This window comes from Paraburkholderia sp. J67 (assembly GCF_905220265.1).
In the GTDB taxonomy this organism is placed as follows: Bacteria; Pseudomonadota; Gammaproteobacteria; order Burkholderiales; family Burkholderiaceae; genus Paraburkholderia.
The window spans coordinates 17,659-42,303 of the sequence record NZ_CAJMZK010000029.1; the positions used below are offsets into that span (position 1 = coordinate 17,659).

Consider the following 24,645-nt stretch of genomic DNA (forward strand, 5'->3'; position numbering starts at 1 on the left):
CGCTGAAAGCGCGCGCTCAGCGCGAAACGCGCACGAGCCGCGCGCCATGCAGCGCGGTCAACGCGACGGCGACCCAGATCGGCACATAAGTCGCAAGCTGGCGCAGCCCCAGATGCTCGCCGAGCAGCGTGACGGAGACGATCACGAGCAGCACCGGTTCCACATAGCCGAGGATGCCAAACAGCGCCATCGGCAGCAGGCGGCTCGACTTCAGATAGGTCGCGAGCGCGATCGTGCTCAGCACGCCGAGCCCCGGCAGCAGCACCCACGCGAGCGCCTTGTGCTGGCCAAGCAGCGCGAGCGAGCCGCCCGCGTGCACTTCGATGAAGGCGACGGGCAGCAGCAGGACCATCTCCACGGCGAAGGTCACGAGCGAATCCGCGTGAATCTTGCGGCGCAGCACGAAGTAGGGCGGATAGCCGAGCGAGGTCAGCAGCGTCGGCCAGGAGAACGCGTGCGTGACCCACAGTTCGTGCACCACGCCCACGGCCGCGCAGGCGACCGCGAGCCATTGCAGCGGCTCCAGACGCTCGTGATAGTAATAGCGCCCGACCAGCACCATCACCAGCGGCAGCATGAAATAGCCGAGCGACACTTCGAGCATGCGGCCATGCAGCGGCGCCCACAGAAACACCCACAACTGCGCACCGAGCAACGCGGCGCTCGCCACCAGCATCAGCGCGACGCGCGGCTCCCGAATCGCGCGCATCACCAGTTCCAGCAACTGCGGCAGACGCTTGCGCAACACCAGCAGCGCGAGCGCGCCGGGCGCGGTCCAGATCACGCGCCACGCGAAGATGTCGAGGCCGCCGAGCGGCGCGAGCAGCAAGGTATACGCCGACATCAGCGCGAACAGCGCCGAAGCGCCTACGGAAAGCGTGATGCCGCGCTTCGGATCGTAGGTGTTCATCGGCGGATCACGGCGCGGGCCGCTTGAAAGGGAGATGAAATACGGAGCGAGCGGGACGAAGGAGTCCGGCGCGCGGCCATGCAAAAAACTGGCGGCGCGAGAAAAAACGTTGTCATTTGAATCGGCTATTGAATAAGGTGCGCTGTCTGCGGCCGCGCGCCAGCCGGCATTCTAATGCGCCGCAAGCCGCGCCGGTACGGCGGGCACGGCCGATGCGCCCGCTGCTGACGCAGCGAAAACCGCAATTTAGTCCGTGAATTGCCCGACGCGATGGACTAGAACGGAAGTCTTTGCTGGAGAACCGCCCTTCGTCCGGCGCGCGCATGTCCTGTGTTTGCGCGCCCCGGCCGCCTGCCGTCCCATGCATCAGGAGCCCGCATGTCCTTGCCCGCCTCCCGTCCCGATCCGCAATCGCCCGCGCTCGCCAGCTTCGCCGCCGACGTCCGCGCCGGCCTCATGCACGCGCCGCAGAAGGAATTGCCGTCGATGTATCTGTATGACGAAGTCGGCTCGGCGCTGTTCGAAGTCATCACGGTGCTGCCCGAATATGGCGTCACCCGCTCCGAAGAACGCCTGCTCACGCGCTACGCCAACGAAATCGTCGAGGCGCTGCCCGCCGACGTCACCGTCGCCGAACTCGGCAGCGGCAGCGGGCGCAAGACGCGCCGCATCCTCGAAGCGCTGTGCCGCAAGCGCCCGACCTCCTATTGCCCGATCGAGATTTCGCGCACCGCCTTGCAGTTGTGCCGCCGCGAACTGGCCGATATCGAACGCATTTCCATCGTCGGCTATGAGCGCGACTATCTGGCCGGACTCGCCGAAGTCAGCCGCACGCGTAAGAACGGCGAGCGCCTGCTGGTGCTGTTTCTCGGCAGCACGATCGGCAATTTCGCGCGCCTCGCGGCCACGCGCTTCCTGCGCGAGATCCGCGCGATGCTGCGGCCCGGCGACACGCTGCTGCTGGGCACCGATCTCGTGAAACCGGTCGATACGCTGATCGCCGCTTACGACGACGCCATCGGCGCGACGGCCGCCTTCAACCTGAACCTGCTTTCGCGCATCAATCGCGAGCTGGAAGGCGACTTCGACCTGCACGATTTCGAGCACGTCGCGCGCTTCAATCCCGACGCGCGCAGCGTCGAGATGCATTTGCGCGCGAAGCGTCACGTCCACGCGCATGTGGGCGCAGCACGGCTGGAAATCGACATGGAAGCGGGCGAGACCATCTGGACCGAGAGCAGCCACAAGTATCACGCCGACGAAATCCCGGCGATCGCCGCCGATGCGGGCTTCACCTGCGCGCGGCAGTGGGTCGAAAAGGAGTGGGGATTCGCGGAGAGCCTGCTCGCGGTGGCGTGACCTCGCGAAAATAGAAAAAGCGGTGCGCTTCTCAGGGCGCACCGCTTTTTTCTTGCGGCGTATTCAGTGCTGTTCGAAACGCTCGTAACGCTTTTCGGTGTGGCGCTCCTCGCTCTCCACCGAACTCACGCGCGCGGCCGGCGGCCCGTGGCGCAGCCACGAGAGCATGCGGTCCACCTGGTTCGCCGTGCCCTGAATCACGGCTTCGACCGAGCCGTCCTCCAGATTGGCGACATAGCCGCGAATGCGCAGCGCGTGCGCCTGGCGCACCGTCGCGTGCCGAAAGCCCACGCCCTGCACCGTTCCGCGCACGTGCACGTAATACGTTTCAACGCGCGCATCCAGATCCGGTTCGCTCATCGTTCGTTTCTCCTGTTCCCTTGCATCCAACATTCGGACGGCAATACGGACGGCATTGTAGACGCCCGCGCGCGCACACGCCGGACCCTCGCCACGTACAATCCGTGCCACTGCGGCGTCCTGCCCAGACCACGGACAGAGCGCCCATCATCGAACCCGAAAGCGAAACCAGAATGACCGACACCTCCCGCGCCAACAAGGACCTTGTGCTGATTACCGGCGCCTCCGGCTTCGTCGGCTCGGCCGTTGCCCGCATCGCGCTGGACAAGGGCTTTGCCGTGCGCCTGCTGGTGCGCGCCACGAGCCCGCGCAAGAACCTCGAAGCGCTCGACGTCGAGATCGTCACCGGCGACATGCGCGACCAGGCCTCGATGCGCAAGGCGCTCGACGGCGTGCGCTACCTCTTCCACGTGGCCGCCGACTATCGCCTGTGGGCGCCCGATCCGCTCGAAATCGAGCGCGCCAACCTCGAAGGCGCCGAGGCCACCATGCGCGCCGCGCTGGACGCGGGCGTGGAGCGCATCGTCTACACCAGCAGCGTGGCCACGCTCAAGGTCACGAGCTCGGGCAATTCCGCCGACGAAACCTCGCCGCTGAAGGCCGATCAGGCGATCGGCGTCTACAAGCGCAGCAAGGTGATCGCCGAGCGCGCCGTCGAGCGCATGATCGAGCGCGACGGCTTGCCTGCCGTGATCGTCAATCCCTCCACGCCGATCGGGCCGCGCGACGTGAAGCCCACGCCCACCGGCCGCATCATCGTCGAGGCGGCGACGGGCAAGATGCCCGCTTTCGTCGATACGGGCCTGAATCTCGTGCACGTGGACGACGTGGCGAACGGGCACTTCCTCGCGCTGGAACACGGGCGCATTGGCGAGCGCTATATCCTCGGCGGCGAGAATCTGCCCTTGCAGCAGATGCTCGCCGACATCGCCGGCATGGTCGGCCGCAAGCCGCCGACCATCGCGCTGCCGCGCTGGCCGCTCTATCCGCTCGCGATGGGCGCGGAAGCCGTCGCGCGCTTCACGAAGCGCGAGCCGTTCGTGACCGTCGACGCGCTCAGGATGTCGAAGAACAAGATGTATTTCACGTCGGCGAAGGCCGAGCGCGAACTGGGCTACCGTGCGCGGCCCTATCGCGAGGGCCTGAAAGACGCCCTCGACTGGTTCCGCGAAGCCGGGTATCTGGACGCATAACGGGTCACATCGGAGCCGCATCGAGACCCCGTCAACCGCCCTGCGAGCGGGTCGCTGGACCAATTGTTACAACTTTTGTTGCGACCTGCTTACAACGACCGCTGACCAAGCCGCGCGCAGTGTGGGTAAAATCGCGGTCTTACCAGAGGCCTCGCATGAATCTTCAAGACCAGATCGGCGCGCTCGACGTAGGCGTCGATCAGCTCATTCAGGCCGCCAGCGCGGCGCACGCGCTGCGTGCCGCCGTTGCTGCGGCCCCGGAACCGACCGAAACGGCAGCACTCGCAGCCGCACCGCAAGCCCCCGCTCACGATCACGCCGATCAGGACAGCGCACAGCAGGACGCCGTGCCTGCCGAGACGCAATCCGTCGCCCACGCTGCGCAGACCGACGCCCCGGCGCCCGCTGAGACTGTCGCGCCCGATTCCCGTGCGACGCTGGAAGTCGGCCGTCCCGCGCAGAACGAGATCACGATGACGATCGGCGGCCAGACGGTGTCGCTGCATCCGATGCAGGTGAGCCAGCTGATCGAGGAACTCGCGAACGTGCGCGCCTCGATGGAACCGGAGCAGCCGCCCGGCATTCCGCCCGGCTGGCGCTTCGCCTCGACGAAGAATCCGATGATGGCGGTGCAGAAGCAGTCGAACGGCGATCGCCTGCTGGTGATGCGCCACACCGGCCATGGCTGGGTGCCGTTCACGTTCTCGCCCGACATGGTCGTGCAGATGTACATGATGCTGACGCAGCGCTAAGCGCGGCGGCCATCCGGCAATAACAGCAGCAATAAAAAAGCCGTCGCGTTCACACGCGACGGCTTTTTTTATCGGCGGGCGCGGGGGACAGCCCGCGCCACGTCAGCTCGATTGCGGACTCAGCGCCCTTGCACCGGCGCCTGCACGCGCGCCTTCCATTGGCCGCCCTTGCCGCGCCAGAAGCGCCAGGCCGATGCGAACGTGGCGCCCACATAGAACAGCGCGACGACCGGCAGGAACGGCGCCCACAGCGGCGAGCGGCGGTAGTAGGCGAGCATCGGCGAGTACGCACAGCACATCAGCGCCCAGGCGAGCCACGCGGGCCAGCCCTTCGCGCCCAGCACGAGGGCCACGACGGGCGGCGCCAGATAGATCACCGTCATGCCGAGGAGCGTGCCCGCCAGTTGCCACGCCGAGTAGTGCAGCTGCGTGAACGCGGTGCGCGCGATCATGTTCCAGATGTCTTTCCACGAATCGTAGGGGCGCAGCGACACGCTCTTCGCGGCCACGTCCAGACGGATCGGATGATGGCCTTCGCCGCGATGCTTGATGCGCGCAGCCAGGCTGCAATCGTCGATAAGCTCGGCGCGGATCGACTCGATGCCGCCCGCTTCTTCGAGCGCCTTGCGGCGCACCAGCATGCAGCCGCCCGCCGCCGCCGCCGTCTTGTTGCGCGCGTCGTTGACCCACGCGAACGGATAAAGCTTGGCGAAGAAGAACACGAAGGCCGGAATCAGTGCCTTTTCCCAGAACGAGTCGCAGCGCAGACGCACCATCAGCGACACCAGATCGCGCTTTTCCGCCTGTGCGCGCACCACGAGTTGCGCGAGCGCGTCGGCGGGATGTCCGATGTCGGCGTCGGTGAGCAGCAGGTAGTCGGCGTTCAGGCCCAGCGTGCGCACGGCCTCGATACCCTGCGACTGCGCCCAGACCTTGCCCGACCAGCCCGCGGGCAGCGGCTTCGCGGTGATGACGGTGAGCTTTTCCGGGCAATGCAGCGCGAGCGCCGCGGCGCGCGCGGCTTCGGCGGTGCCGTCGGTGCTGTGATCGTCGATCACGATCACGTGGAACTCGCCGCCGTACTCCTGGCGCAGCAGCGACGTGACGGCCTCGCCGATCGCGTCGGCTTCGTTGCGCGCGGGCACCACGGCGCAGGCCGAGGGCCAGCCCGCCGCGGGCTCGATCACGGGCAGCGGCGCGGCAGGACGCGAGCGCCAGAAGCCGCCGCGGCCGAACAGCAGCACGAGCCAGATCAGCAGCGAAAGACAGGACACGGCAAAGAAAATCGTTGTCATCATGCGTTTTTACTCTTGATCGAAGGTGCGCGCACGCCCACGCGGCGCGACAGCCACATGGCCGCCGTGCGCATCAGCACCACGGCCCAGTCGGATGCGCGCAGCGCGGGCCGCGCGCGAAATACGTCGTAATCGGCACGCTCGATCACATCGAGCATGCGCAGGCCGCCGTGGACCACGCTGCACAATTCGAGGCTGAAGCGCCCCGGCACCCTCAGCGCGAGCGGCGCGCCGCTGAGCATCAGCGCGCGCGCCTGCGCGATTTCGTGGCGCATGAGCGCGCGCCACGCGTCGTCCACCACGCCCGCCGCGATCTGCGCATCGGTTACGTTCAAGCGCTCGCGATCGGCCTGCGGCAGATAGATGCGGCCGCGCCGCCAGTCGGCCGGCACGTCCTGCAGGAAAGTGACGAGTTGCAAGGCCGTGCAGATGGCGTCGGAGTCGGCGAGATTCTCGGGCGTCGCCTCGTCGATGAGGTGCAGCATCAGATGCCCGACCGGGTTCGCCGAGCGCCGGCAAAAGTCGAGCAGTTCGAGACGGTCGGCGTAGCGCGTGGTGTCGATGTCCTGGTCGAACGCCGACACCAGATCGTAGAGCGGTTGCAGCGGCAGACGACAGCGGCGCACCACGTCCGCGAGCTTGGCGAACAGGGTGGGATGCACCGGCGCGGGCCGCCCTTCGGCCACGGCGTCGAGTCCGTCGCGGAAATCGGCGAGGCGGCTGTGGCGCTCCTCGCGGCTCCAGTCGCCTTCGTCGGCGATGTCGTCGAGCGTGCGCGCGACGTGGTAGATCACGCCGACAGGCGCGCGCAGCGCCTTCGGCAGCAACACGCTCGCTACCGGAAAATCGTCGTAGTGGTCGGCTTCCATCGAGGCGTCCAGATTGGGGTCGGGCCCGCACGGCGCCGGGCGCTCCGGCAGCGGGGACGTTAGTTTAAGGGTTCCCGCGTCATGTTGCACCGCGCCAACCCTTCAGCAGCGCTCTGGCACGAAATAACGTGCTTTGCTTTCCTTTCATGTCGCGAAGCGTCGCGCTTGCGCCACATCGACGTCACTGCGGCGTCACACCCGCGTCGCGGGCCTTTCATCGCCTTGCCATCCCGCCACATGGGACGTAGAGCGCGTCAGAATCGGGGCGGAAAGCGGATTGACGTCGTGCGCGTGCAGGACCTTCTCGTGCGCTGCGCAGCAAAGCGGCAGCGATGGGGTTAAAATGCGCGTCTGGTTTTTCCGCCCTCCCCAGGCGGATGCATATATCTATCAGTTACTTATTAATAATGATCGCCGCGGCGAGCGAGCCTGAAAGGGTTCTCTCAGCATCGCGGCAGTCGGAGTTCGCCACCCTATGCGAGTGATCCTTGCCCAACCCCGCGGCTTTTGCGCGGGGGTTGTCCGTGCTATCGAAATCGTCGATCGCGCATTGCAGAAGCACGGCGCGCCGGTCTACGTGCGCCATGAAATCGTCCACAACCGTCACGTGGTCGAGAACCTGCGCGACAAGGGCGCACGTTTCGTGGAAGAGCTCGACGAAGTGCCGCAAGGCGCCGTCGCCATCTTCAGCGCGCATGGCGTGGCGAAGACGGTCGAACGCGCAGCCGACGAGCGCGAGCTCGACGTGCTGGACGCGACCTGCCCGCTCGTCACCAAGGTTCACGTGCAAGGCCGCCAGTACGTCGCCGCGGGCCGCACGCTGATCCTGATCGGCCACGCGGGTCACCCGGAAGTCGAAGGCACGATCGGCCAGATCCCCGGCACCGTGCTGCTGGTGCAGAGCGAGGCGGACGTGCAGAAGCTGGATCTGCCGCTCGACGCGCCGCTCGCGTACGTGACGCAGACCACGCTGTCGGTGGACGACACGCGCGGCATCATCGACGCGCTGGTCAAGCGTTTCTCCGACATCGTCGGCCCGGACACGCGCGACATCTGCTACGCCACGCAAAACCGACAGGCCGCCGTGCGCGAACTGTCGTCGCAAGTGGACGTGCTGCTGGTGGTCGGCGCGACGAACAGCTCCAACTCGAACCGCCTGCGCGAAATCGGCAGCGAATCGGGTCTGCCGAGCTACCTCGTCGCGGATGGTTCGGAAGTGAAGACCGAGTGGTTCGCCAATGCGCAAACCGTCGGCATCACGGCGGGCGCATCGGCGCCTGAAGAGATGGTCGAAAACGTCATCGACGCGCTGCGCAAGCTGGGTCCGGTCGACGTGACCACGATGGAAGGCCGCGAAGAAAAGGTGGAATTCAAGCTGCCGGCAAAGCTGCTGCAACCGCTGGTCGCACGCGAAGTTTAAGCAGGACGCTGCCAGCGGCAAGCTGGGCGGACTTGAAGCATGAAGGGCGCAACGGTGCAGACCGTTGCGCCCTTTCTGTTTTGGCGGCGCTTTTGCGGCGCTTTTTAAAGTTCCGCGCGCGAAAGGTGAGGGTTTGCGGGAGGCTCTCGCTGACGTGCCTCCACGCAGAAAAAAAGCGCGACGGCTCTCGCCATCGCGCTTTTTGTATCGACGGTTGATCGCTCAACCTCGCATCAGCAGCACTTGCCCGCGCCCGACCCGTAGCGCGCGTTCTGCCGCTCGCGGAAAAACTCCTCGTAGGTCATGACCGGACGATCGGGATGCGTCGCGCGCATGTGCGCGACGTAGCCGTCGTAGTCCGGCAGACCCACCATCAGGCGCATGGCCTGGCCGAGATAGCGCCCGGCCGTCTGCACGTTGTCGCGAAGTTCCGAGAACATGATGGGCTCCGTCGCGTCGATCGATCAGTGCGCGCTGTGACGCACGGCCACGGTCGCGCCTGCGGGCAGCGCTTCGTACGGCGTCTCCTGCACGGTCGGACGATCCGCGCGGCGAGCACGCGCAATCGCGATCAGGCCATACACCACGATGCTGACCACCACGAAGATGAACAGGCCCGAGAGCGCGGCATCCACGTAGTCGTTGAAGATCATGCGCTGCATCTGCTCGGCCGACTTCGCGGGGGCGAGGATCTTGCCGTCCGCGAGCGCCGCCGACAGCTTCTGCGCATGCGCGACGAAGCTCACCTTCGGGCTGCTGTCGAAAATCTTCTGCATGCCTGCGGTAAGCGTGCAGATCAGCAGCCACAGCGTCGGCACAGCGGTGACAAAGGCGAACTTCTCGCGCTTCATCTTGAAGAGCACGACGGTGCCGAGCATCAGCGCGATACCGGCCAGCATCTGGTTAGAGATGCCGAAGAGCGGCCACAGCGTGTTGATGCCGCCGAGCGGATCGACCACGCCCTGGTACAGGAAGTAGCCCCACGCCGCCACGCACAGGCCGGTGGCGATCAGGTTCGCAGGCAAGGACTCGGTGCGCTTGAGCGCCGGATGGAAGGTGCCCAGCAGGTCTTGCAGCATGAAGCGGCCCGCACGGGTGCCCGCGTCCACGGCCGTCAGGATGAAGAGCGCTTCGAACAGGATGGCGAAGTGATACCAGAACGCCATCATTGCCTGACCGCCGATCACCTGGTGCAGGATCTGCGCCATGCCGACCGCCAGCGTCGGCGCGCCGCCTGCACGCGCAACGATGGTCGTTTCGCCCACGGCCTGGGCCGTCTGCGTGAGCATGTCGGGCGTGAGCACGAAGCCCCACTGACCCACGGTGTGCGCGACCGCATCCGGCGTCGCGCCGAGCACGGCGAGCGGTGCATTCATCGCGAAGTACACGCCCGGCTCGATCACCGAAGCGGCCACCAGCGCCATGATCGCGACGAACGACTCCATCAGCATCGCGCCGTAACCGATAAAGCGCGCGTTGGTTTCGTTATCGAGCAGCTTGGGCGTGGTGCCCGACGAGATCAGCGCGTGGAAGCCCGAGACCGAACCGCACGCGATGGTGATGAAGAGGAACGGGAACAGGTTGCCCGACCACACCGGACCCGTGCCGTCGATGAACTTCGTGAACGCGGGCATCTTGAGTTCCGGCGCGACGACCAGAATGCCGATGGCGAGCGCGAGGATCGTGCCGATCTTCAGGAAGGTCGAGAGATAGTCGCGCGGCGCGAGCAGCAGCCACACCGGCAGCACGGAAGCCACGAAGCCGTAGCCGATCAGGATCCACGTGAGCTGCGTGCCCGTGAACGTGAACCAGGCGGCGAGCGTGGGCGAATCGTGCACGTGCTGACCGAACGCGATCGACGCCATCAGCAGCACAAAGCCGATGATCGAGATCTCGCCGATCTTGCCCGGGCGGATATAGCGCACGTAGAGGCCCATGAAGATCGCGATGGGAATCGTCGCGGCTACGGTGAACGTGCCCCACGGCGAGTTCGTGAGCGCCTTCACCACGATCAGCGCGAGCACCGCGAGAATGATGATCATGATGAGGAAGGTGCCGAACAGGGCGATCACGCCCGGAATCGGCCCAAGCTCCATCTTCACGAGGTCGCCCAGCGAACGGCCGTCACGGCGCGTGGACAGGAACAGGACCACGAAGTCCTGCACCGCGCCCGCGAACACCACGCCCGCGAGAATCCACAGCATGCCGGGCATATAGCCCATCTGCGCCGCCAGCACCGGGCCGACCAACGGGCCCGCGCCCGCGATCGCCGCGAAATGGTGGCCGAACAGCACGTACTTGTTGGTGGGCACGTAGTCGAGCCCGTCGTTGTGGCGCACGGCTGGCGTCATGCGCAGGCCGTCCAGTTGCAGCACAGTGTTCGCGATGAAACGCGAGTAGAAACGGTAAGCGATGAGATAGACGCAGACCGCGCAAATCACGATCCACAGTGCAGAAATTCGCTCGCCGTGCGCGAGCGCGATGGTGCCGAACGCGAACGCGCCGAGCAGCGCGACGATCGTCCAGACGGCAAAACTGGAAGCCCGACTCATGGCGTCTCCTGTGTCTTGTTTTAGGTCTTGATGGGTGGTCTCGTGCCCCCTGACATCGGAAATCCGGGGGCGACCGGCCGTTCTTCATACTAGTCAAAGACGGCGCGGCGCGTGGCGCACAGTGGCAGCACGCTATGGGCGCTAAGTATTCGCTTTCGCTTCGCCTGCCACAACCGGACAACTACGTAAGGCCTCTGCGTAGTTTTACGTAGACCATCGTGAACACCCTGCGCTCAAGGGCAGCGATAGCCTCGCCGCAAGGCGTCGCGCACCGGCGTCATCTGGCGCGGCGAATCCGCCAGCACGGCATCCACGCCCGCACAGGCCGCCGCGTGGTAGTCGGGCGCACTGTTCACGGCAATCGCGACGATATGCACGTCCGGATGCGTACGGAAGCACGCGACTGCGGGTTGCGACCACAGTTGCGCATCGGCGACTTTCGAATGCGCTTCGCCCAGCGTGAAGCGTTCGCTCAGATCGAGCGCGCGGCGCCATTCGAAGGCGGTCCACGTGCCGGCGGGCGGCGCGGCTTCGCAAACATGAGCGAGCGCGACGGTGGCGAGACGCCCGCGCGTCGCGTCGCGCGACTCGAACACGCGTGCGCGTGGAAACGCTGCAAAGGCTTGCTGATAAGCCGCCTCAGTCGAATAGAGCAGCACGCGTTGCCATGCATCGGCCTCATCCAGCACGCGCGCCACAGCGGCCGCTTGCGGCGCTGCGGGCAGCGCCTTCATGTCGAGAATCACGGGGATATCGACGGGAATCGCGGCCAGCGCCTCGGCGAGCGTCGGAATGCCGACGGGCGCTTTTCGATAGGGCCACGCGCCCTGGGCCTCGTACTGCCAGCCTGCGTTGACGCGCGCAAGTTGCGCAGCAGTCATGGAAGCGACTGGGCCGTGTGCATCGGTGAGCGTGGAAAGATCGGCGGGGCGATAGAGGACCGGCACCCCATCGCGGCTCAATTGCACGGTCAGCCAGATCGCGTCGGCGTGATTCGCGAGCGCCGCGCGGATCGCGACGAGCGTGTTCTCGGGCGCATCGCCCGTGCCGCCGCGATGCGCGATGACGAGCGGCACGGTTTGCGCGGCCGGTTGCTGCGCAGCGTCTGGCGATACGCGTTCGCCCGCACATGCGGCAAGCCATAGGGCCATCGAAACACTCACGAGGGCACGCAAACGCATCGTTCGAATCATGATTGGTTCAATAAAAGGCGCTGCAAAACAGGACGCTTCAGAAGACGCGAACAGTATCGCCGTCATCGCGGCCCGGCGATCTCGATAAATCGATCCTGCGCAAACGCGAGATCGTTGCGCGCACAGGCATCGCGCCAAGGCCGCGGCGCCCCTCATCCCCGGCCCACCCCAACGCGCGCGCCCGGTTATGCTTGCACACTCAGCACCCGAACGCCGCCATGCCTGCCCCATTTTTCTTCAACGATCGCCTGAAGACGAAAATCTTCCTGCTCGCGGTCGTGCCATTTCTCGCCGCGATCGCCAGCATCGGCATCGGCGTGCGGCAGCAGGCGACCTCGCTCGCGCAGACGCAGCACGCAACCATGCAGGCTGCTTATCTGTCGAGCAAGGAGATCGAGCTGCGCCATTACGTCGAACTCGCGACGAGCGCGATCGCGCCGCTCTACGCACCCGATGAGGCAGCAGCAAGCGGCGCGGCCAGCGGCGCAACCCGCGCCCCCGCCGACGATGCCGCCCGCCAGCGCGCCGCGCTCGCCGTGCTGCAAAAAATGGACTTCGGCCCCGACGGTTATTTCTTCGTCTACGACATGCACGGCCGCTCGCTCATGCATCCGCGCGAGCCGGGTCTCGTCGGCCACGATCTGTGGAATCTGCGCGATCCGCAAGGCTCGCTCACCATCCAGCAACTCGTGACCGCGGCGCAGCACGGCGGCGGCTACGTGCGCTACATGTGGCATCGGCCCTCGACGGGCAAGCTCGCGCCCAAGCTCGGCTATGTGGTGGCGCTGCCGCGCTGGGGCTGGATGGTCGGCACGGGCATCTATCTCGACGATGTCGATTCCACGCTCGCCCATATCGACGAACGCGCCTCGGCCAATATCGAGCGCACGCTGCAATGGCTCGGCGTGATCGCGCTCGCGGGTGTGGGCGTGTTCGCGCTCGGCGCGCTCGTGCTCAACGTGAGCGAGTACCGCAGCACCGACGCCAAGCTCAAGCGGCTCGCGCAACAGGTCGTGGAGTCGCAGGAGCAGGAGCGCGCGCGCCTTTCGCGCGAGCTTCACGACGGCATCAGCCAGATGCTGGTCTCCGCGAAGTTGCTGCTCGAATCGGCGCTCGCGCGCTTCGAGCGCGGCGAATCCCGCGTGCCCGCCGCCGAGGCGTCGCTGTCGACCGGCCTCACGCGTTTGTCCGATACGCTGCGCGAAGTGCGCCGCATCTCGCACGCGCTGCGCCCGGCGATGCTCGACGATCTGGGCCTTGCCGCCGCGCTCGAACAACTCACGCGCGAACTCGCCGACGAATCGGACATGGCGTTCGGCTTCACGCAGACGGGCGAGGGCAGCGCCAACGCGCTCCCGCACGCCGCGCCCTTGCCTGACGCCGTGAACACCGTCCTGTTTCGCATCGCACAGGAAGCGCTCACCAACATCGTGAAGCACGCCCAGGCGCGCCGCGCGATGCTCACGCTCGACATCGCGCGCGACGGCGTGACGCTCGCCATCGCCGATAACGGGCGCGGCTTCGACGTCGCGCAAGCGCAAGCCGATCCGCGCGCGGGCATGGGCCTGCGTAACATGCGCGAGCGGCTGGAACCGCTGGGCGGACAGCTCAGCATCAGCTCGCGCCCTGGCCACACGATTCTGACCGCCTGGGTGCCGATCCAGGCCCACAGCGCGACAAGCCAGAACGCCACACAGAAGCCCATAGAGACACCATGACCGAACCAGACAAAGCGGCGCGCCTCGTGCTCGTCGACGATCATCCGCTCGTGCGCGACGGCTTGCGCGCGCGGCTCGAAGCCGTGCCGGGCCTCGAAGTCGCGGGCGAGGCCGGCAACGCCGACGAAGCCATCGCATTGGCCGCCACGCTCGAACCCGATCTCGCGCTGATGGATGTCGGCATGGCCGGCATGAACGGCATCGCGCTCGCGGGCATCTTTCACGAACGCTTTCCGGCCATCCGCGTGCTGATGCTGTCGATGCACGACAACGTGGAATATGTGACGCAGGCGCTGCGCGCGGGCGCGAGCGGTTATGTGCTCAAGGATTCGCCGGGTGCGGAGATCGTGCGCGCGATCGAGGCCGTGCTGGCGGGGCAGACGTTCTTCAGCGCGGGGCTGGGCGCCCGCGTATTCCAGGCCTCGCTCAAGGAGACCCCGATCGAGCGGCTCACGCCGCGCGAACGCGACATTCTCGATGCGCTCGCCGAAGGGCTTTCGAGCAAGCAGATCGCGCAGCGCGCGGGGCTCTCCGTGCGCACGGTCGAGACGCACCGGCTCAACCTCAAGCGCAAGCTCGATATCGACGGTCAGGCGGAGTTGATCAAGTTCGCGGTGGAGAACCGCAGGAAGTAAGCGCACAAGGAAGAACCACAACCTCAGCCGCAAAAACACACACGGCGCGTCTCTTGCGAGCACGCGCCGTGCGAAATCTGGCTGAACGCCTAAGCTGGTTTAGCTGCGTGCGTTGTGATCGACGAGGAACTTGATGAGGCCGTCGATGCCGCCCTTGGCGATCTGGTCGGCGAACTGGGTCTGATAGACCTGGATCAGCCACGCACCCATCATGTTGATGTCGTAGATCTTCCAGCCGTTGCTGGAGCGCTCGAGGCGGTAATCGATGGCGTCGTCGCCGCCGTTGCTCAGCACGTGCGATTGCACCACGGTGTCCTTCGCGGCTGCGCCCGTGCTGGACGGCACGAACTTGAAGTTGACCTGGGTGTCACGCAGTTGCGCAAGCGACGATGCATAGGTCTTCACAAGCAGGAGTTGAAATTGCTCGTACAACTTTTGCTGCTGCTCGGGCGTGGCCGTGGTCCACGCCTTGCCGATCGCGATGCGCGTGGTGCGCTGGAAATCGGTGGCCGGCACGAAATGGGTTTCGACCACTTCCGTGATCTTGTTCATGTCGCCGCCGCGAGCCTGCGGGTCGGCTTGCATCGCCTTCACGGTGCCTTCCACGGCAGCCTTGACGACAGCGTCCGGCGACGACTGGGCGAAAGCAGCACCCGAAACGCCGGACAGGACGGCGGCGGCGAGAAATGCGGTCAGATAACGTTTCATACGCGTTTTTGGAACAGTGAATATCGGATGCCGGCGGGATGGGGCGGGTTGCGGTGCAACGCCCACTGCGATCGCGCCCCGGCTGGGCCAGTATAACGGCTTTACTGCGTTCGCTCGTGTGCGCGAGGCACGCCTCGTGGAGCGAGGCCGGTATACTTGAGCGCTTCAATCAAGAATAGTTAAACGACAAGGCCCCCTCGCCTTTATGCTGAAGCCATTCATCATCCACCTCGTCGCCTGGTCTGTGCGCCGCGCGGCGTGGGTCATCACACTCGCACTCGCGCTCGCCGTGCTGAGCGGCGTCTACGTCGCGAAGCATTTCAAGATCAACACGGACATCAGCGGCCTCGTCGAGAACACCGCCGAATGGGCCGCGCTGGGCGACGCCAAGGACAAGGCCTTCCCGCAACGCAGCAGCTCGCTGCTGGTGGTGGTCGAGGCGCAAGCGCCCGAACTCGCGGACGCCGCCGCCGACAAGCTCGCCGACGCCCTCAGGCAGGACAAGCGCGAATTTAGCGCGATCTCGCAGCCCGCTGGCGGCCCGTTCTTCGAACATAACGGCCTGCTGTTCCCGTCCACGCCCACGGTGCTGTCGACCACGGGCCAGCTCGTGCAGGCGCGCCCGCTCATCAACCAGCTCGCGAAGGATCCGAGTCTCGCGGGCCTCGCGGGCACGCTCACGACCACGCTGCAACTGCCGCTCACGATCGGCCAGGTGAAGCTGCCGCAGATGGCGAGCCTGCTCGGCAGCGCCGCCTCCACGGTCGATCAGGTGCTCGCCGGCCAGCCCGCCGCGTTCTCGTGGCGCGCACTGGTGGACAAGGATGCCGCGACGAAACCCGCGTTCTCCTTCGTGACCGTTCAGCCGGTGCTCAATTTCGCCGCGCTCAAGGCCGGCGCGAGCGCCTCGCAGGCGATCCGCGACACCGCCGCGTCGCTCCATCTGGACACCGAATACGGCGCGCGCGTGCGCCTGACCGGCGAGCAGCCGCTTGCCGACGAAGAGTTCGCGTCGGTGCAGGACGGCGCCGCGCTCAATGGCGCGATCACGGCGCTCGTCGTGCTGCTGATCCTCTGGCTGGCGCTGCGCTCGGGCCGCCTGATCGGCGCGGTGCTTATCACGCTCGTGGTCGGTCTCGCCGTCACGGCGGCGCTCGGTCTGGCGATGATCGGCTCGTTCAACATGCTCTCGGTGGCCTTCATGGTGCTGTTCGTGGGACTGGGCGTGGACTTCGGCGTGCAGTTCGGCGTGAAGTATCGCGAGGAGCGCTTCCAGGACGACCGGCTAGACGTCGCGCTGCTCAAGACCGCGCGGCTGATCGGCGTGCCGCTCACGCTCGCGGCCATTGCCGTGGCGGAGAGCTTCTTTTCGTTCCTGCCGACCGCCTACAAGGGTCTCTCGGAGCTCGGCCAGATCGCGGGCGTGGGCATGTTCGTCGCCTACGTCGCGAACATGACGCTGCTGCCCGCGCTCATCAGCGTGTTCAAGCCGCGCGGCGAACGCGCCTCGCCGGGCTTCGCGTTTCTCGCGCCGGTCGACACGTGGCTCGCGGAGCATCGCAAGCCGGTGCTGATCGGCACGCTCATCCTCGTGGTGGGCGCATCGCCGCTGCTGTACTTCCTGCGCTTCGACTTCAATCCGCTGCATCTGAAGGACCCGCATACGGAGTCGATGGCCACGCTGATCGCGCTGAAGAATTCCCCCGTCATCTCGATCAACGACGTGAGCGTGCTCGCGCCCACGCTCGCCGATGCGGACAAGATCGCGGCGAACCTCGCGAAGCTGCCCGAAGTGGGCCGCGCGACCACGCTCAGCTCGCTGATCCCCACGGACCAGCAACAGAAGCTCATGCTGATCGCGAGCGCCTCGCAGCAGCTCATGCCCGCGCTCACGCAACAGCCTTCCTCGCCCGTCACGGACGCCGTGCGCGTGGACACGCTCAAGCGCGCGGCCAATCAGCTCGCGCTCGCGGCGGGCGATCATCCGGGTCCGGGCGCCGCCGAAGCCAAGCATCTGTCCGATGGCCTCATGAAGCTCGCGGCCGCGAGTCCCGCCGTGCGCGACAAGGCCGAAACCGCCTTCAGCCTGCCGCTCAAGCTCGCCTTCGCACAGCTCGAACGTCTGCTGCAACCGTCGGAAATCACGCGCGAAAATCTGCCGCCCGAGATGGTGGGCGACTGGGTGTCGTCGGTCACAGGGCAGGCGATTGTCGATGTCGCGCCGCGCGTGCCGGCAGGCGTCGATCCGAACGACGACGTCATGCTTGCGCGCTTCTCGCACGCGGTGAAGAAGGCGGAGCCCGGCGCCATTGGCGGGCCGATCTCGATCCTGCATTCGGCCAACGTGATCATCCTGGCGTTCCTGCAGGCGGCGGGCTGGTCGGTGCTGCTCATCACGGCGCTGCTGTGGATCACGCTGCGCCATTTCGGCGACGTGCTGCGCACGCTGATTCCTCTGCTGGTATCGGCGCTCGTGACGCTTGAGTTGTGCGTTGTGTTCGGTATCCAACTCAATTTCGCCAACATCATCGCGCTTCCCCTGATGCTGGGCGTCGGCGTCGCGTTCAAAATCTATTTCGTGATGGCCTGGCGCGCGGGGCAGACCGGCCTGCTGCACTCCAGCCTCACACACGCGGTGCTGTTCTCGGCCGCGACCACCGCCACGGCGTTCGGCAGCCTGTGGCTTTCGCACCATCCGGGCACGTCGAGCATGGGTAAACTGCTTGCGCTGTCCTTGTTATGTACGCTCATCGGCGCCGTGGTGTTCCAGCCGGTGCTGATGGGCAAGCCGCGCGCCAAGCGCGCACGATCGCAAATGCAGGGGATCGATCAATGATGAAAAAACAAGCCGCGCTCACCATGGCGGCAGCGAGCCTGGCGCTCCTCGTGACGTCAGGCTGCGCGACAGGTCCCGACCGCAAACCGGGCGACCCGTTCGAACCGGCCAATCGCGCGATCTTCAAGTTCAACGACGCGCTGGACACCCATATCGCGCAGCCGATCGCGAAGGGTTACCAGAAGGTCACGCCGCAGCCGATGCGCCAGGCGATTTCGAACTTCTTCTCGAACCTCGGAGATATCAGCAACTTTGCCAACGATCTGCTGCAACTGAAGATCACCGACGCCACCGAAGATCTGATGCGTCTCGCGATGAACTCGACCTTCGGTCTGGGCGGCCTGATCGACTTCGCAACGGCTGCAGGCCTGCCCAAGCACCATCAGGACTTCGGTTTGACGATGGGGCACTACGGCGTGCCGGCGGGGCCGTATCTGGTGCTGCCGGTGTTCGGGCCGAGCTCGATCCGTGACGGCATCGGCATGGGCGTGGACGTGAAGTTCAACCTGCTCAACTACATCGAGCCGGCCGTACGCAACCCGATGTATATCGCGCAGTTCATCAGCACGCGCTCGGATCTGCTTGGCGCGACCGACCTGCTCCAGCAAGCGGCGCTCGACAAGTATTCGTTCGTGCGCGACGCGTACCGCCAGCAGCGCCAGTCGATGATTCGCGGCTCGCAGGGTAGCAATGCGCCGCTGCCGGATTACGGCGATCCGGGCGCCACCGACGACAACGGCGGTGCAGGCAAATCGAATAGCGATCTGCCGAATTACGAGGACCCGGGCGAGGGGAGTGCGGCGGGTGCGCCGGCTGCCGGCGCGGTAGGCGCGGGTGCAGGTGCGGCTGCCGCAGCGGGCACCGCAGGCGTCGCCGCCGGGGCGACGGGTGCCGCTGCCGCAAACGCGACGGCTTCGGCGCCGGTTGCCGCTTCCGCGCCGAAGGCGGCTTCGGGTGCGGTACCGGCCAAGGCGGCTTCGGCACCGGCTGCGACCGCGCAACCGGCATCGGCGCCTTGAAGGCGATGTGATGCGCCCGCCTGACTGGCGGGCGGCGTAGATGCGAAAAACCCGGCAAGGTCCACGACCTTGCCGGGTTTTTCATTCAGCGCAAAGCAGCGTCGCTCAATGCACCGCTTCGTCTTCCTGTGCGTCAGCGCGTTCGGCTTCGTTCGCCACGGCCAGGGCGGTTGCGTCCGCAGCCGTCTGCACGGTCTGGCGATAGCGCTCGTAGGCTTCCTCGGCGTAGCGGATGCGCTCGCGGCCATGCGGCGCGGGCTTGCCGTCAACGCCCATGTTCACGAACACCATCTTTTCGATCGTCAGGATGCTCTTGCGCGTGACCTTGTTGCGCACTTCGCAGCGCAGCGTGATCGAGGTGCGGCCGAAGTCGGTGGCGGTAATGCCCAGTTCGATGATGTCGCCCTGACGCGCCGAGCTCACGAAGTTCACTTCCGAGATGAGCTTGGTCACGACACGCTGGTTGTCGAGCTGGCAGATCGCGTAGATCGCCGCCTCTTCGTCGATCCAGCGCAGCAGGCTGCCGCCGAACAGGGTGCCGTTAGGGTTCAGGTCTTCAGGCTTGACCCACTTGCGGGTATGAAAATTCATGTCTGGTACTCCCATGCTTGATCCGTCCCTGGACCTCAAAAGCAACGGACCTAGGGTTAACGCTGAGATAATACCAGATATAGGGGTTTTCCCTAGGTTTTCAATATTCCCGACGAATCAGACCCGCCAATCAGCGCGGAAAAAACGCGCCCGACGCGATCAGCACGCGTCGCGCGGCCGTCAGCGCCTTGCGCGCCGCGCCCGCGTCCGCCGCCACGCGTAGCAGGCCGCCCAGTTGCAGCGGATCGCGCGCCAGTTCCCGCAGGATCGGCAGCACGGCCGTCGAGCCGTCATCGCGCAGGCCTGCCATCGCGGCCTTCGGCAGACTGCGCCAGGCCGGATCGACTACCGCCCGGCACACCGCGAATGGCAGGCCGCGTGCCGCCGCCGCTGCGGCGGCCAGATGCGATTCCATGTCGACGGCTAGCGCGCCGCTCGACTGGTGGAGCGCGGCCTTGTCCGCCGCGCCGGTGAGCGGCGCGGCCACGGCCGCCTCGACGCCGCGCCGCGTCTGCGCCGCCAGCGGCGACGCCTGAAGCGCCGCCGCGAGGCGCTCGCTCCAGGCCCGGTCGCATTCGACCCGGCCAAACGGGCCGTCCACGGCCTCGGCGATCACGAGCGTGCCCGGTTCCAGATCCGGCCCCAGACCGCCCGCCGTGCCAAAGCTGATCACGCCCGACGCGCCCCGGTCCAGCGCCGCCGTCAGCGCGCGCTCCAGCAGATCGGCGCGTGCGGCGTAGACGGCTTCGACGCCGTCGCGGCCTTTACCCGCCGCAATGCTGGCCTCGAAGGCCATGCCGGTCACGGCGATCACGGGCAGCGCGCCGCTGGTTTTCATGGATGCGAGCACCGCCATCACAGACCGACCTTCACGAGCGTCGAGCCCTCGCGCTTGAGGTTGCGGTAGCGCGCAAGCGCCCACAGCGGGAAGAACTTGCGATAGCCGTGGTAGCGCAGATAGAACACGCGCGGAAAGCCCGTCGCCGTGAAGCGCGTTTCGTCCCAGAGGCCGTGTTCGCACTGCGTCGCCTGCAGGTACGCGATGCCGCGCGCGACCGCCGGATGATTCACTTCGCCCGCCGCCATCAGGCCGAGTAACGCCCACGCCGTCTGCGACGCCGTGCTCGTAGCACGTTCGTAGCCACGGTAGTCGAGCTTGTAGCTCGTGCCGTCCTCGCCCCAGCCGCCGTCGTCGTTCTGGATCGCGATGAGCCACTGCGCCGCGCGCTTCATGCGCGCGTCGTGGTGTTCGAGGCCCGCGGCGTTGAGCGCGCACAGCGCCGTCCACGTACCGTAGATGTAGTTCATGCCCCAACGGCCGTACCAGCTGCCGTCGGCTTCCTGCTCGGCGAGGATGTAGTTGTAGGCGCGGCGCGCGGGTTCGCTCGACACCGGCCGCTCGCCCAGTTGCGCGAGCATCGAAAGGCAGCGGCCCGAGACGTCGGCGGTGGGCGGATCGAGCAGTGCGCCGTGGTCCGAGAACGGGATGTTGTTCAGGTACTCGTGGGTGTTTTCGGGCTCGAAGGCGCCCCAGCCGCCGTTGCCGCTCTGCATGCCGACCACCCACTCGCGCGCACGGGCGATCGGCTCGTCGAAGTCGCGGGTCTGGTCGAGCTTGTCCACGCGCTCCATCGCGGCGACGACCACAGCCGTGTCGTCGACGTCGGGGTAGTGCGGGTTCGCGTACTGGAACGCCCAGCCGCCCGGACGCACGTCGGGACGGCGCGAGATCCAGTCGCCGCGCACGTCGAGGATCTGCAGCGGCACCAGCCATTCCAGGCCGCGGCGCGCCGCCTCGCGTGCGCGCGCGTCGCCGGTTTCGATCAGCGCATGCGCCGCCAGCGAGGTGTCCCAGATGGGCGACAGGCAGGGCTGCACGTAGGCTTCATCGGCGTGAATCGTGACGAGCTTTTCGACCGACTGGCGCGCGATGGCGCGGTGCGGATGATCGGCCGGATAACCGAGCACGTCGTACATCATCACGGCGTTGGCCATCGCCGGGAAAATCGCGCCGAGACCGTCCTCACCGTTCAGGCGCTCGTCGACGAAGGCCACGGCCGCGTCGATCGCGCGCTGGCGCAGATAGGCCGGGAACAGCGGATCGGCCACGCGCAGCACGCCGTCCACGGCGCGGAACAGGCCGAACCAGCCGGGGCTCTGATGCGGCGCGCGCTCGTTCAGACCGGTGCTGACGGGGGCGCTGCGGAACAGTTCGTCGATGCGCACGCCACGCGGGTTCTTCGCGACCGGCCGCTTCGCGTTCAGCACGAGCAGCGGCACGATCACGGTGCGCGCCCAGTACGACACCTTCGAGAGATGGAACGGGAACCACTTGGGCAGCAGCATGATCTCGACAGGCATCATCGGCACGGCGTACCAGGTGACCACGCCGAACAGCGCGAGCAGGATACGCGTGAACACGTTGGCCTTTTCCGCGCCGCCCGCCGCGAGGATCGCTTCGCGCGCGCGAACCATGTGCTCGGCGTCTTCGGCGTCGCCGACCATCTTGAGCGCGAAGTACGCCTTGATGCTCGCGCTCACGTCCATGGCGCCGTCGGTGAAGAGCGGCCAGCCGCCGCCGGGCAGCTGGATGCGGCGCAGGTAGCGCGCGATCTTGCCTTCGAGCTCGAGGTTCGCTTCCTCGCCGAGGTAGTGCACCAGCAGTACGTATTCGGCGGGAATCGTGGCGTCGGCTTCGAGTTCGTAGACCCAGTGGCCGTCGGCGCGCTGATCGGCGAGGATCGCGTCGGTCGCGCGCGCGATGTCGTGATCGAGCGTGGCATTAAGCGCGAGGGCGGAAGCTGCATCAAGCGCAACGTCGGACGCAACGTCGGACGCCACATCGAGCGTCGATGCGGCAGCGCGCGCCTGTGCGAGGTCGTCGCCCGGCAGGGTCTGGGAAAGATCGTTCATCGGTACATCCTGGTGTCAAGACAGGAGCAGATCCGCGGCCTTGCGGCCCGAGCAGATTGCGCCTTCGATCGTCGCGGGCAGACCGGTAGCTGTCCAGTCGCCCGCGAGCGTCACATTGTTCCAGCGGGTGCGCGCCGCGGGGCGGCGCAGTTCTTCTTGCGGCTCGGCGGCGAAAACCGCCTGTGTATCGCTGACGATCTGCCACGCGGGCAGCGGTTCCACCGGCAGCGACGTGGCGGCCGCTACGTCGGCCCAGACGCGCCGGGCCAGTTCGTCGGGCGCGAGTTGCAGCAGCGCGCCCGCATCGTGGATCGTCGCGACGAGACGGCCCGCGCTGGCGCTGAGCCAGTTCGCCGTGCCGTTGACCAGCACCATCGGCGTGGCCAGTCCCGGCGGCGGCTCGACGGCAAAATGCAGCGTGGCGATCGCCGTATGGCGTTGCGGCGTCTGCAACCCCGGCACGAGTGCGGCGGCCGCGGCGGCCGGCACTGCGAGCACCACGGCCTCGTCGGCGCCGAGCAGCACCTGGCCACTGTCGAAATCGAGGGCGACGGCGCGGCGCGCCGCATCGTCGTACGCGATCTCATTGAGCGGCGATTCGAGACGGATCGCCGCGCCGCCATGTTGCAGCATGCGCAGCGCCGGGTCGACGAAGGCGCTCGACAGGCCATTGCGGGCCGTGAGCGGCCGAAATGCTTCGCCGCCGATGGTCAGCGCCTCGCGCAACATCGCGCCCGCCAGTTCCGCGCTGGCATCGCGCGGATCGACGTTGAGCGCGGCGAGATAGAGCGGCCGCAGCAGACGATCCCAGAGCGGGCCGACGCACGGCATGATCTGGCCGATGCTGCGGCCCGGCTTCGCGAACAGCAGCGGCAGCACCGCGAGATAGTCGGTCAGGCGCGTGTCGGGCACGCGGGCGTTGGCATCGGCGATCCACAGGGGCAGGCGCGAGCGCGAGAAACGCACGCTCCAGCGCGAGCGCGCCGCGAGATCCATGAACGCAAAGCCCGGTTCTTCCGGGCCCGTCAACGCATCGGCGGCGCCGATCGCACGCACGTAGGCGAGTGTTTCGGCATGGCCCGCCAGCACCACATGATTGCCGCTGTCGAGCGTGGCCGCCAGCGTGCGGTCGTACCAGGAACGGCATCGTCCACCTGCCTGTCCGGCGGCTTCGTGTAGCGCGACCTGCACGCCACGCCGCTGTAACCGGACGGCCGCCGCGAGACCCGCGAGACCCGCGCCGATCACGTGGACTAGCCGGGGCATCAGAACAGCGCGTAGCGCGCCACGATCCACATGAGCCGTGCGCGCGGCTTGGCAAGCTTGGTGCGCGGCAGGTCGAAGCCGCGCTCGACGGTGCGTTCGAGCAGCACGCGATAGACGCCGGACATGATGCGCGGCGCCTTGACCTGCGCGCGCGGCGTGCGGTCCATGATCGCGTCGGCTTCGGCGAAATGCTTGAGCGCGCGCGTGACCAGCGTCGCGCACACGCGCGGCAGCGACGGATCGGCGGCGATCTGGTGCGGACTCGTAGCCGCGATGCCTTCGCGCGCGAGCAGTTCGCGCGGCAGATAGCAGCGGCGGATGTCGGCGTCCTCGTCGATATCGCGCAGGATGTTGGTGAGTTGCAGCGCGCGCCCGAGGTGATGCGAGAGCAGGCGGCCGGGCTCGTCCTCCATCCCGAAAATTCTCACCGACAGGCGGCCCGCCGCACTCGCGACGCGGTCGCAGTAGAGGTCGAGCGTGTCCTCGTCGGGCGCGCAGATATCTTCGGCGGCGTCCATCGCCATGCCGTCGATCATCGCGTGGAAATCCTCGCGCTGGAGGCCGAAGGTATGGATGTGACGCGTGAGCGCCGCGAGCGAGGCGCGCGGCGTGCCGGCATAGCACGCGTCGATGTCGGCGCGCCATTGGTCGAGTCCCGCCGCACGCTCGGCGCGCGGCAGGTCGCTGTCCGCGATGTCGTCGACAGCGCGGCAAAAGGCGTAGACCTGATACATGGCGTCGCGCTGCGCAGCCGGCAGGATTCGCATCGCCAGATAAAACGAACTGCCCGACGAAGCGGCGGCAGCATCGGTTTGCTGTGTATCGTCCACGACGAGGTTGGAAACGGCCAAGACGATCTCCGCTGGGGGGCGCCCTCGGCGGGGCGTTACAGATATTCGGGCCCGCATGTCGCGGGTCGCCCGCGCGCGCGGACACGCGCGAGGCAGCGGCTCTGTCGGAACACCGTCAGGGTCCGAGGCCGCAAACGGCCCAAAGTATATCAACCTTTGCCGGTCACCGCAGATGGGGCCGTTGCGCAAATGGGGCCCGAATCAT

General features: G+C 66.7%; 21 protein-coding genes. 8 read left to right on the forward strand and 13 right to left on the reverse strand.

Annotation, left to right across the window (positions count from 1 at the left end; genetic code table 11):
- Window positions 1-16: 16 nt before the first annotated feature.
- A complete protein-coding gene (gene rarD / locus U5782_RS33765) occupies window positions 17-910 on the reverse strand; it encodes an EamA family transporter RarD (protein WP_322048195.1) in 894 nt (297 codons plus the stop codon).
- Window positions 911-1,288: 378 nt separating this feature from the next.
- On the opposite strand from rarD, the gene egtD reads away from it, so the two are divergent.
- Complete coding sequence (gene egtD / locus U5782_RS33770) at window positions 1,289-2,269, forward strand: L-histidine N(alpha)-methyltransferase (protein ID WP_322048196.1); 981 nt, start codon at window positions 1,289-1,291, stop codon at window positions 2,267-2,269.
- A gap of 63 nt (window positions 2,270-2,332) precedes the next feature.
- Here the strand turns inward: egtD and U5782_RS33775 are convergent, their stop codons facing one another.
- The gene (locus U5782_RS33775; protein ID WP_322048197.1) at window positions 2,333-2,629 is read right to left on the reverse strand and encodes an acylphosphatase; all 297 of its coding nucleotides are present in this window, start codon (window positions 2,627-2,629) and stop codon (window positions 2,333-2,335) included.
- A gap of 173 nt (window positions 2,630-2,802) precedes the next feature.
- On the opposite strand from U5782_RS33775, the gene hpnA reads away from it, so the two are divergent.
- Both hpnA and U5782_RS33785 read left to right on the forward strand, forming a co-directional pair.
- Window positions 2,803-3,822 (forward strand): hopanoid-associated sugar epimerase, encoded by a 1,020-nt coding sequence (hpnA, locus tag U5782_RS33780; RefSeq protein WP_322048198.1) that lies wholly within the window; start codon window positions 2,803-2,805, stop codon window positions 3,820-3,822.
- A gap of 155 nt (window positions 3,823-3,977) precedes the next feature.
- The gene (locus U5782_RS33785) at window positions 3,978-4,574 is read left to right on the forward strand and encodes a hypothetical protein (RefSeq protein WP_322048199.1); all 597 of its coding nucleotides are present in this window, start codon (window positions 3,978-3,980) and stop codon (window positions 4,572-4,574) included.
- 119 nt (window positions 4,575-4,693) lie between these two features.
- Here the strand turns inward: U5782_RS33785 and U5782_RS33790 are convergent, their stop codons facing one another.
- Both U5782_RS33790 and hpnC read right to left on the reverse strand, forming a co-directional pair.
- Complete coding sequence (locus U5782_RS33790) at window positions 4,694-5,872, reverse strand: glycosyltransferase (protein WP_322048200.1); 1,179 nt, start codon at window positions 5,870-5,872, stop codon at window positions 4,694-4,696.
- A complete protein-coding gene (hpnC, locus tag U5782_RS33795) occupies window positions 5,869-6,738 on the reverse strand; it encodes a squalene synthase HpnC (protein WP_322048201.1) in 870 nt (289 codons plus the stop codon). The genes U5782_RS33790 and hpnC overlap by 4 nt, the downstream gene beginning before the upstream one ends.
- Window positions 6,739-7,213: 475 nt before the next feature.
- Between hpnC and ispH the strand changes: the two genes are divergently transcribed.
- Entirely contained in the window at window positions 7,214-8,158 is a 945-nt protein-coding gene (gene ispH, locus U5782_RS33800) for a 4-hydroxy-3-methylbut-2-enyl diphosphate reductase (RefSeq protein ID WP_322048202.1), read from the forward strand.
- Between the two features lie 233 nt (window positions 8,159-8,391).
- On the opposite strand, the gene U5782_RS33805 is transcribed toward ispH, so the two are convergent.
- The 3 genes from U5782_RS33805 to U5782_RS33815 form a co-directional block, all read right to left on the reverse strand.
- Window positions 8,392-8,598, reverse strand: a complete 207-nt coding sequence (locus U5782_RS33805; RefSeq protein WP_027820406.1) for a YbdD/YjiX family protein — start codon at window positions 8,596-8,598, stop codon at window positions 8,392-8,394.
- 24 nt (window positions 8,599-8,622) lie between these two features.
- The gene (locus U5782_RS33810) at window positions 8,623-10,710 is read right to left on the reverse strand and encodes a carbon starvation CstA family protein (RefSeq protein WP_322048203.1); all 2,088 of its coding nucleotides are present in this window, start codon (window positions 10,708-10,710) and stop codon (window positions 8,623-8,625) included.
- A gap of 233 nt (window positions 10,711-10,943) precedes the next feature.
- Complete coding sequence (locus tag U5782_RS33815) at window positions 10,944-11,903, reverse strand: glycerophosphodiester phosphodiesterase family protein (protein WP_322048204.1); 960 nt, start codon at window positions 11,901-11,903, stop codon at window positions 10,944-10,946.
- 218 nt (window positions 11,904-12,121) lie between these two features.
- On the opposite strand from U5782_RS33815, the gene U5782_RS33820 reads away from it, so the two are divergent.
- Together U5782_RS33820 and U5782_RS33825 are read left to right on the forward strand one after the other, a co-directional pair.
- Complete coding sequence (locus U5782_RS33820) at window positions 12,122-13,621, forward strand: cache domain-containing protein (RefSeq protein ID WP_322048205.1); 1,500 nt, start codon at window positions 12,122-12,124, stop codon at window positions 13,619-13,621.
- On the forward strand, window positions 13,618-14,256 hold the full coding sequence (locus tag U5782_RS33825) for a response regulator transcription factor (protein ID WP_322048206.1): 639 nt from the start codon (window positions 13,618-13,620) through the stop codon (window positions 14,254-14,256). Before U5782_RS33820 ends, U5782_RS33825 begins: the two co-directional genes overlap by 4 nt.
- 99 nt (window positions 14,257-14,355) lie before the next feature.
- Here U5782_RS33825 and U5782_RS33830 read toward each other — a convergent pair whose 3' ends face one another.
- A complete protein-coding gene (locus U5782_RS33830; RefSeq protein ID WP_322048207.1) occupies window positions 14,356-14,964 on the reverse strand; it encodes an ABC transporter substrate-binding protein in 609 nt (202 codons plus the stop codon).
- A 205-nt stretch (window positions 14,965-15,169) separates the two neighbouring features.
- Here U5782_RS33830 and U5782_RS33835 point away from each other — a divergent pair, with 205 nt between their 5' ends.
- Together U5782_RS33835 and U5782_RS33840 are read left to right on the forward strand one after the other, a co-directional pair.
- The gene (locus tag U5782_RS33835) at window positions 15,170-17,800 is read left to right on the forward strand and encodes an MMPL family transporter (protein WP_322048208.1); all 2,631 of its coding nucleotides are present in this window, start codon (window positions 15,170-15,172) and stop codon (window positions 17,798-17,800) included.
- Window positions 17,797-18,819 (forward strand): VacJ family lipoprotein, encoded by a 1,023-nt coding sequence (locus U5782_RS33840; RefSeq protein WP_322048209.1) that lies wholly within the window; start codon window positions 17,797-17,799, stop codon window positions 18,817-18,819. Before U5782_RS33835 ends, U5782_RS33840 begins: the two co-directional genes overlap by 4 nt.
- 105 nt (window positions 18,820-18,924) lie before the next feature.
- Here the strand turns inward: U5782_RS33840 and U5782_RS33845 are convergent, their stop codons facing one another.
- The 5 genes from U5782_RS33845 to hpnD all read right to left on the reverse strand — a co-directional run bounded on the left by U5782_RS33845 (window position 18,925) and on the right by hpnD (window position 24,440).
- Window positions 18,925-19,410 (reverse strand): acyl-CoA thioesterase, encoded by a 486-nt coding sequence (locus U5782_RS33845; protein WP_322048210.1) that lies wholly within the window; start codon window positions 19,408-19,410, stop codon window positions 18,925-18,927.
- Between the two features lie 130 nt (window positions 19,411-19,540).
- A complete protein-coding gene (locus U5782_RS33850; RefSeq protein ID WP_322048211.1) occupies window positions 19,541-20,248 on the reverse strand; it encodes a phosphorylase in 708 nt (235 codons plus the stop codon).
- 17 nt (window positions 20,249-20,265) lie between these two features.
- Window positions 20,266-22,323 carry a squalene--hopene cyclase gene (shc, locus tag U5782_RS33855; protein WP_322048212.1) on the reverse strand — a complete coding sequence of 686 codons (2,058 nt, stop codon included), beginning with the start codon at window positions 22,321-22,323 and terminating at the stop codon, window positions 20,266-20,268.
- A 15-nt stretch (window positions 22,324-22,338) separates the two neighbouring features.
- Complete coding sequence (gene hpnE, locus U5782_RS33860; RefSeq protein ID WP_322048213.1) at window positions 22,339-23,589, reverse strand: hydroxysqualene dehydroxylase HpnE; 1,251 nt, start codon at window positions 23,587-23,589, stop codon at window positions 22,339-22,341.
- Window positions 23,589-24,440, reverse strand: coding sequence for a presqualene diphosphate synthase HpnD (gene hpnD, locus U5782_RS33865; RefSeq protein WP_322048214.1), 852 nt, complete (start codon window positions 24,438-24,440; stop codon window positions 23,589-23,591). The genes hpnE and hpnD overlap by 1 nt, the downstream gene beginning before the upstream one ends.
- Window positions 24,441-24,645 lie beyond the last annotated feature (205 nt).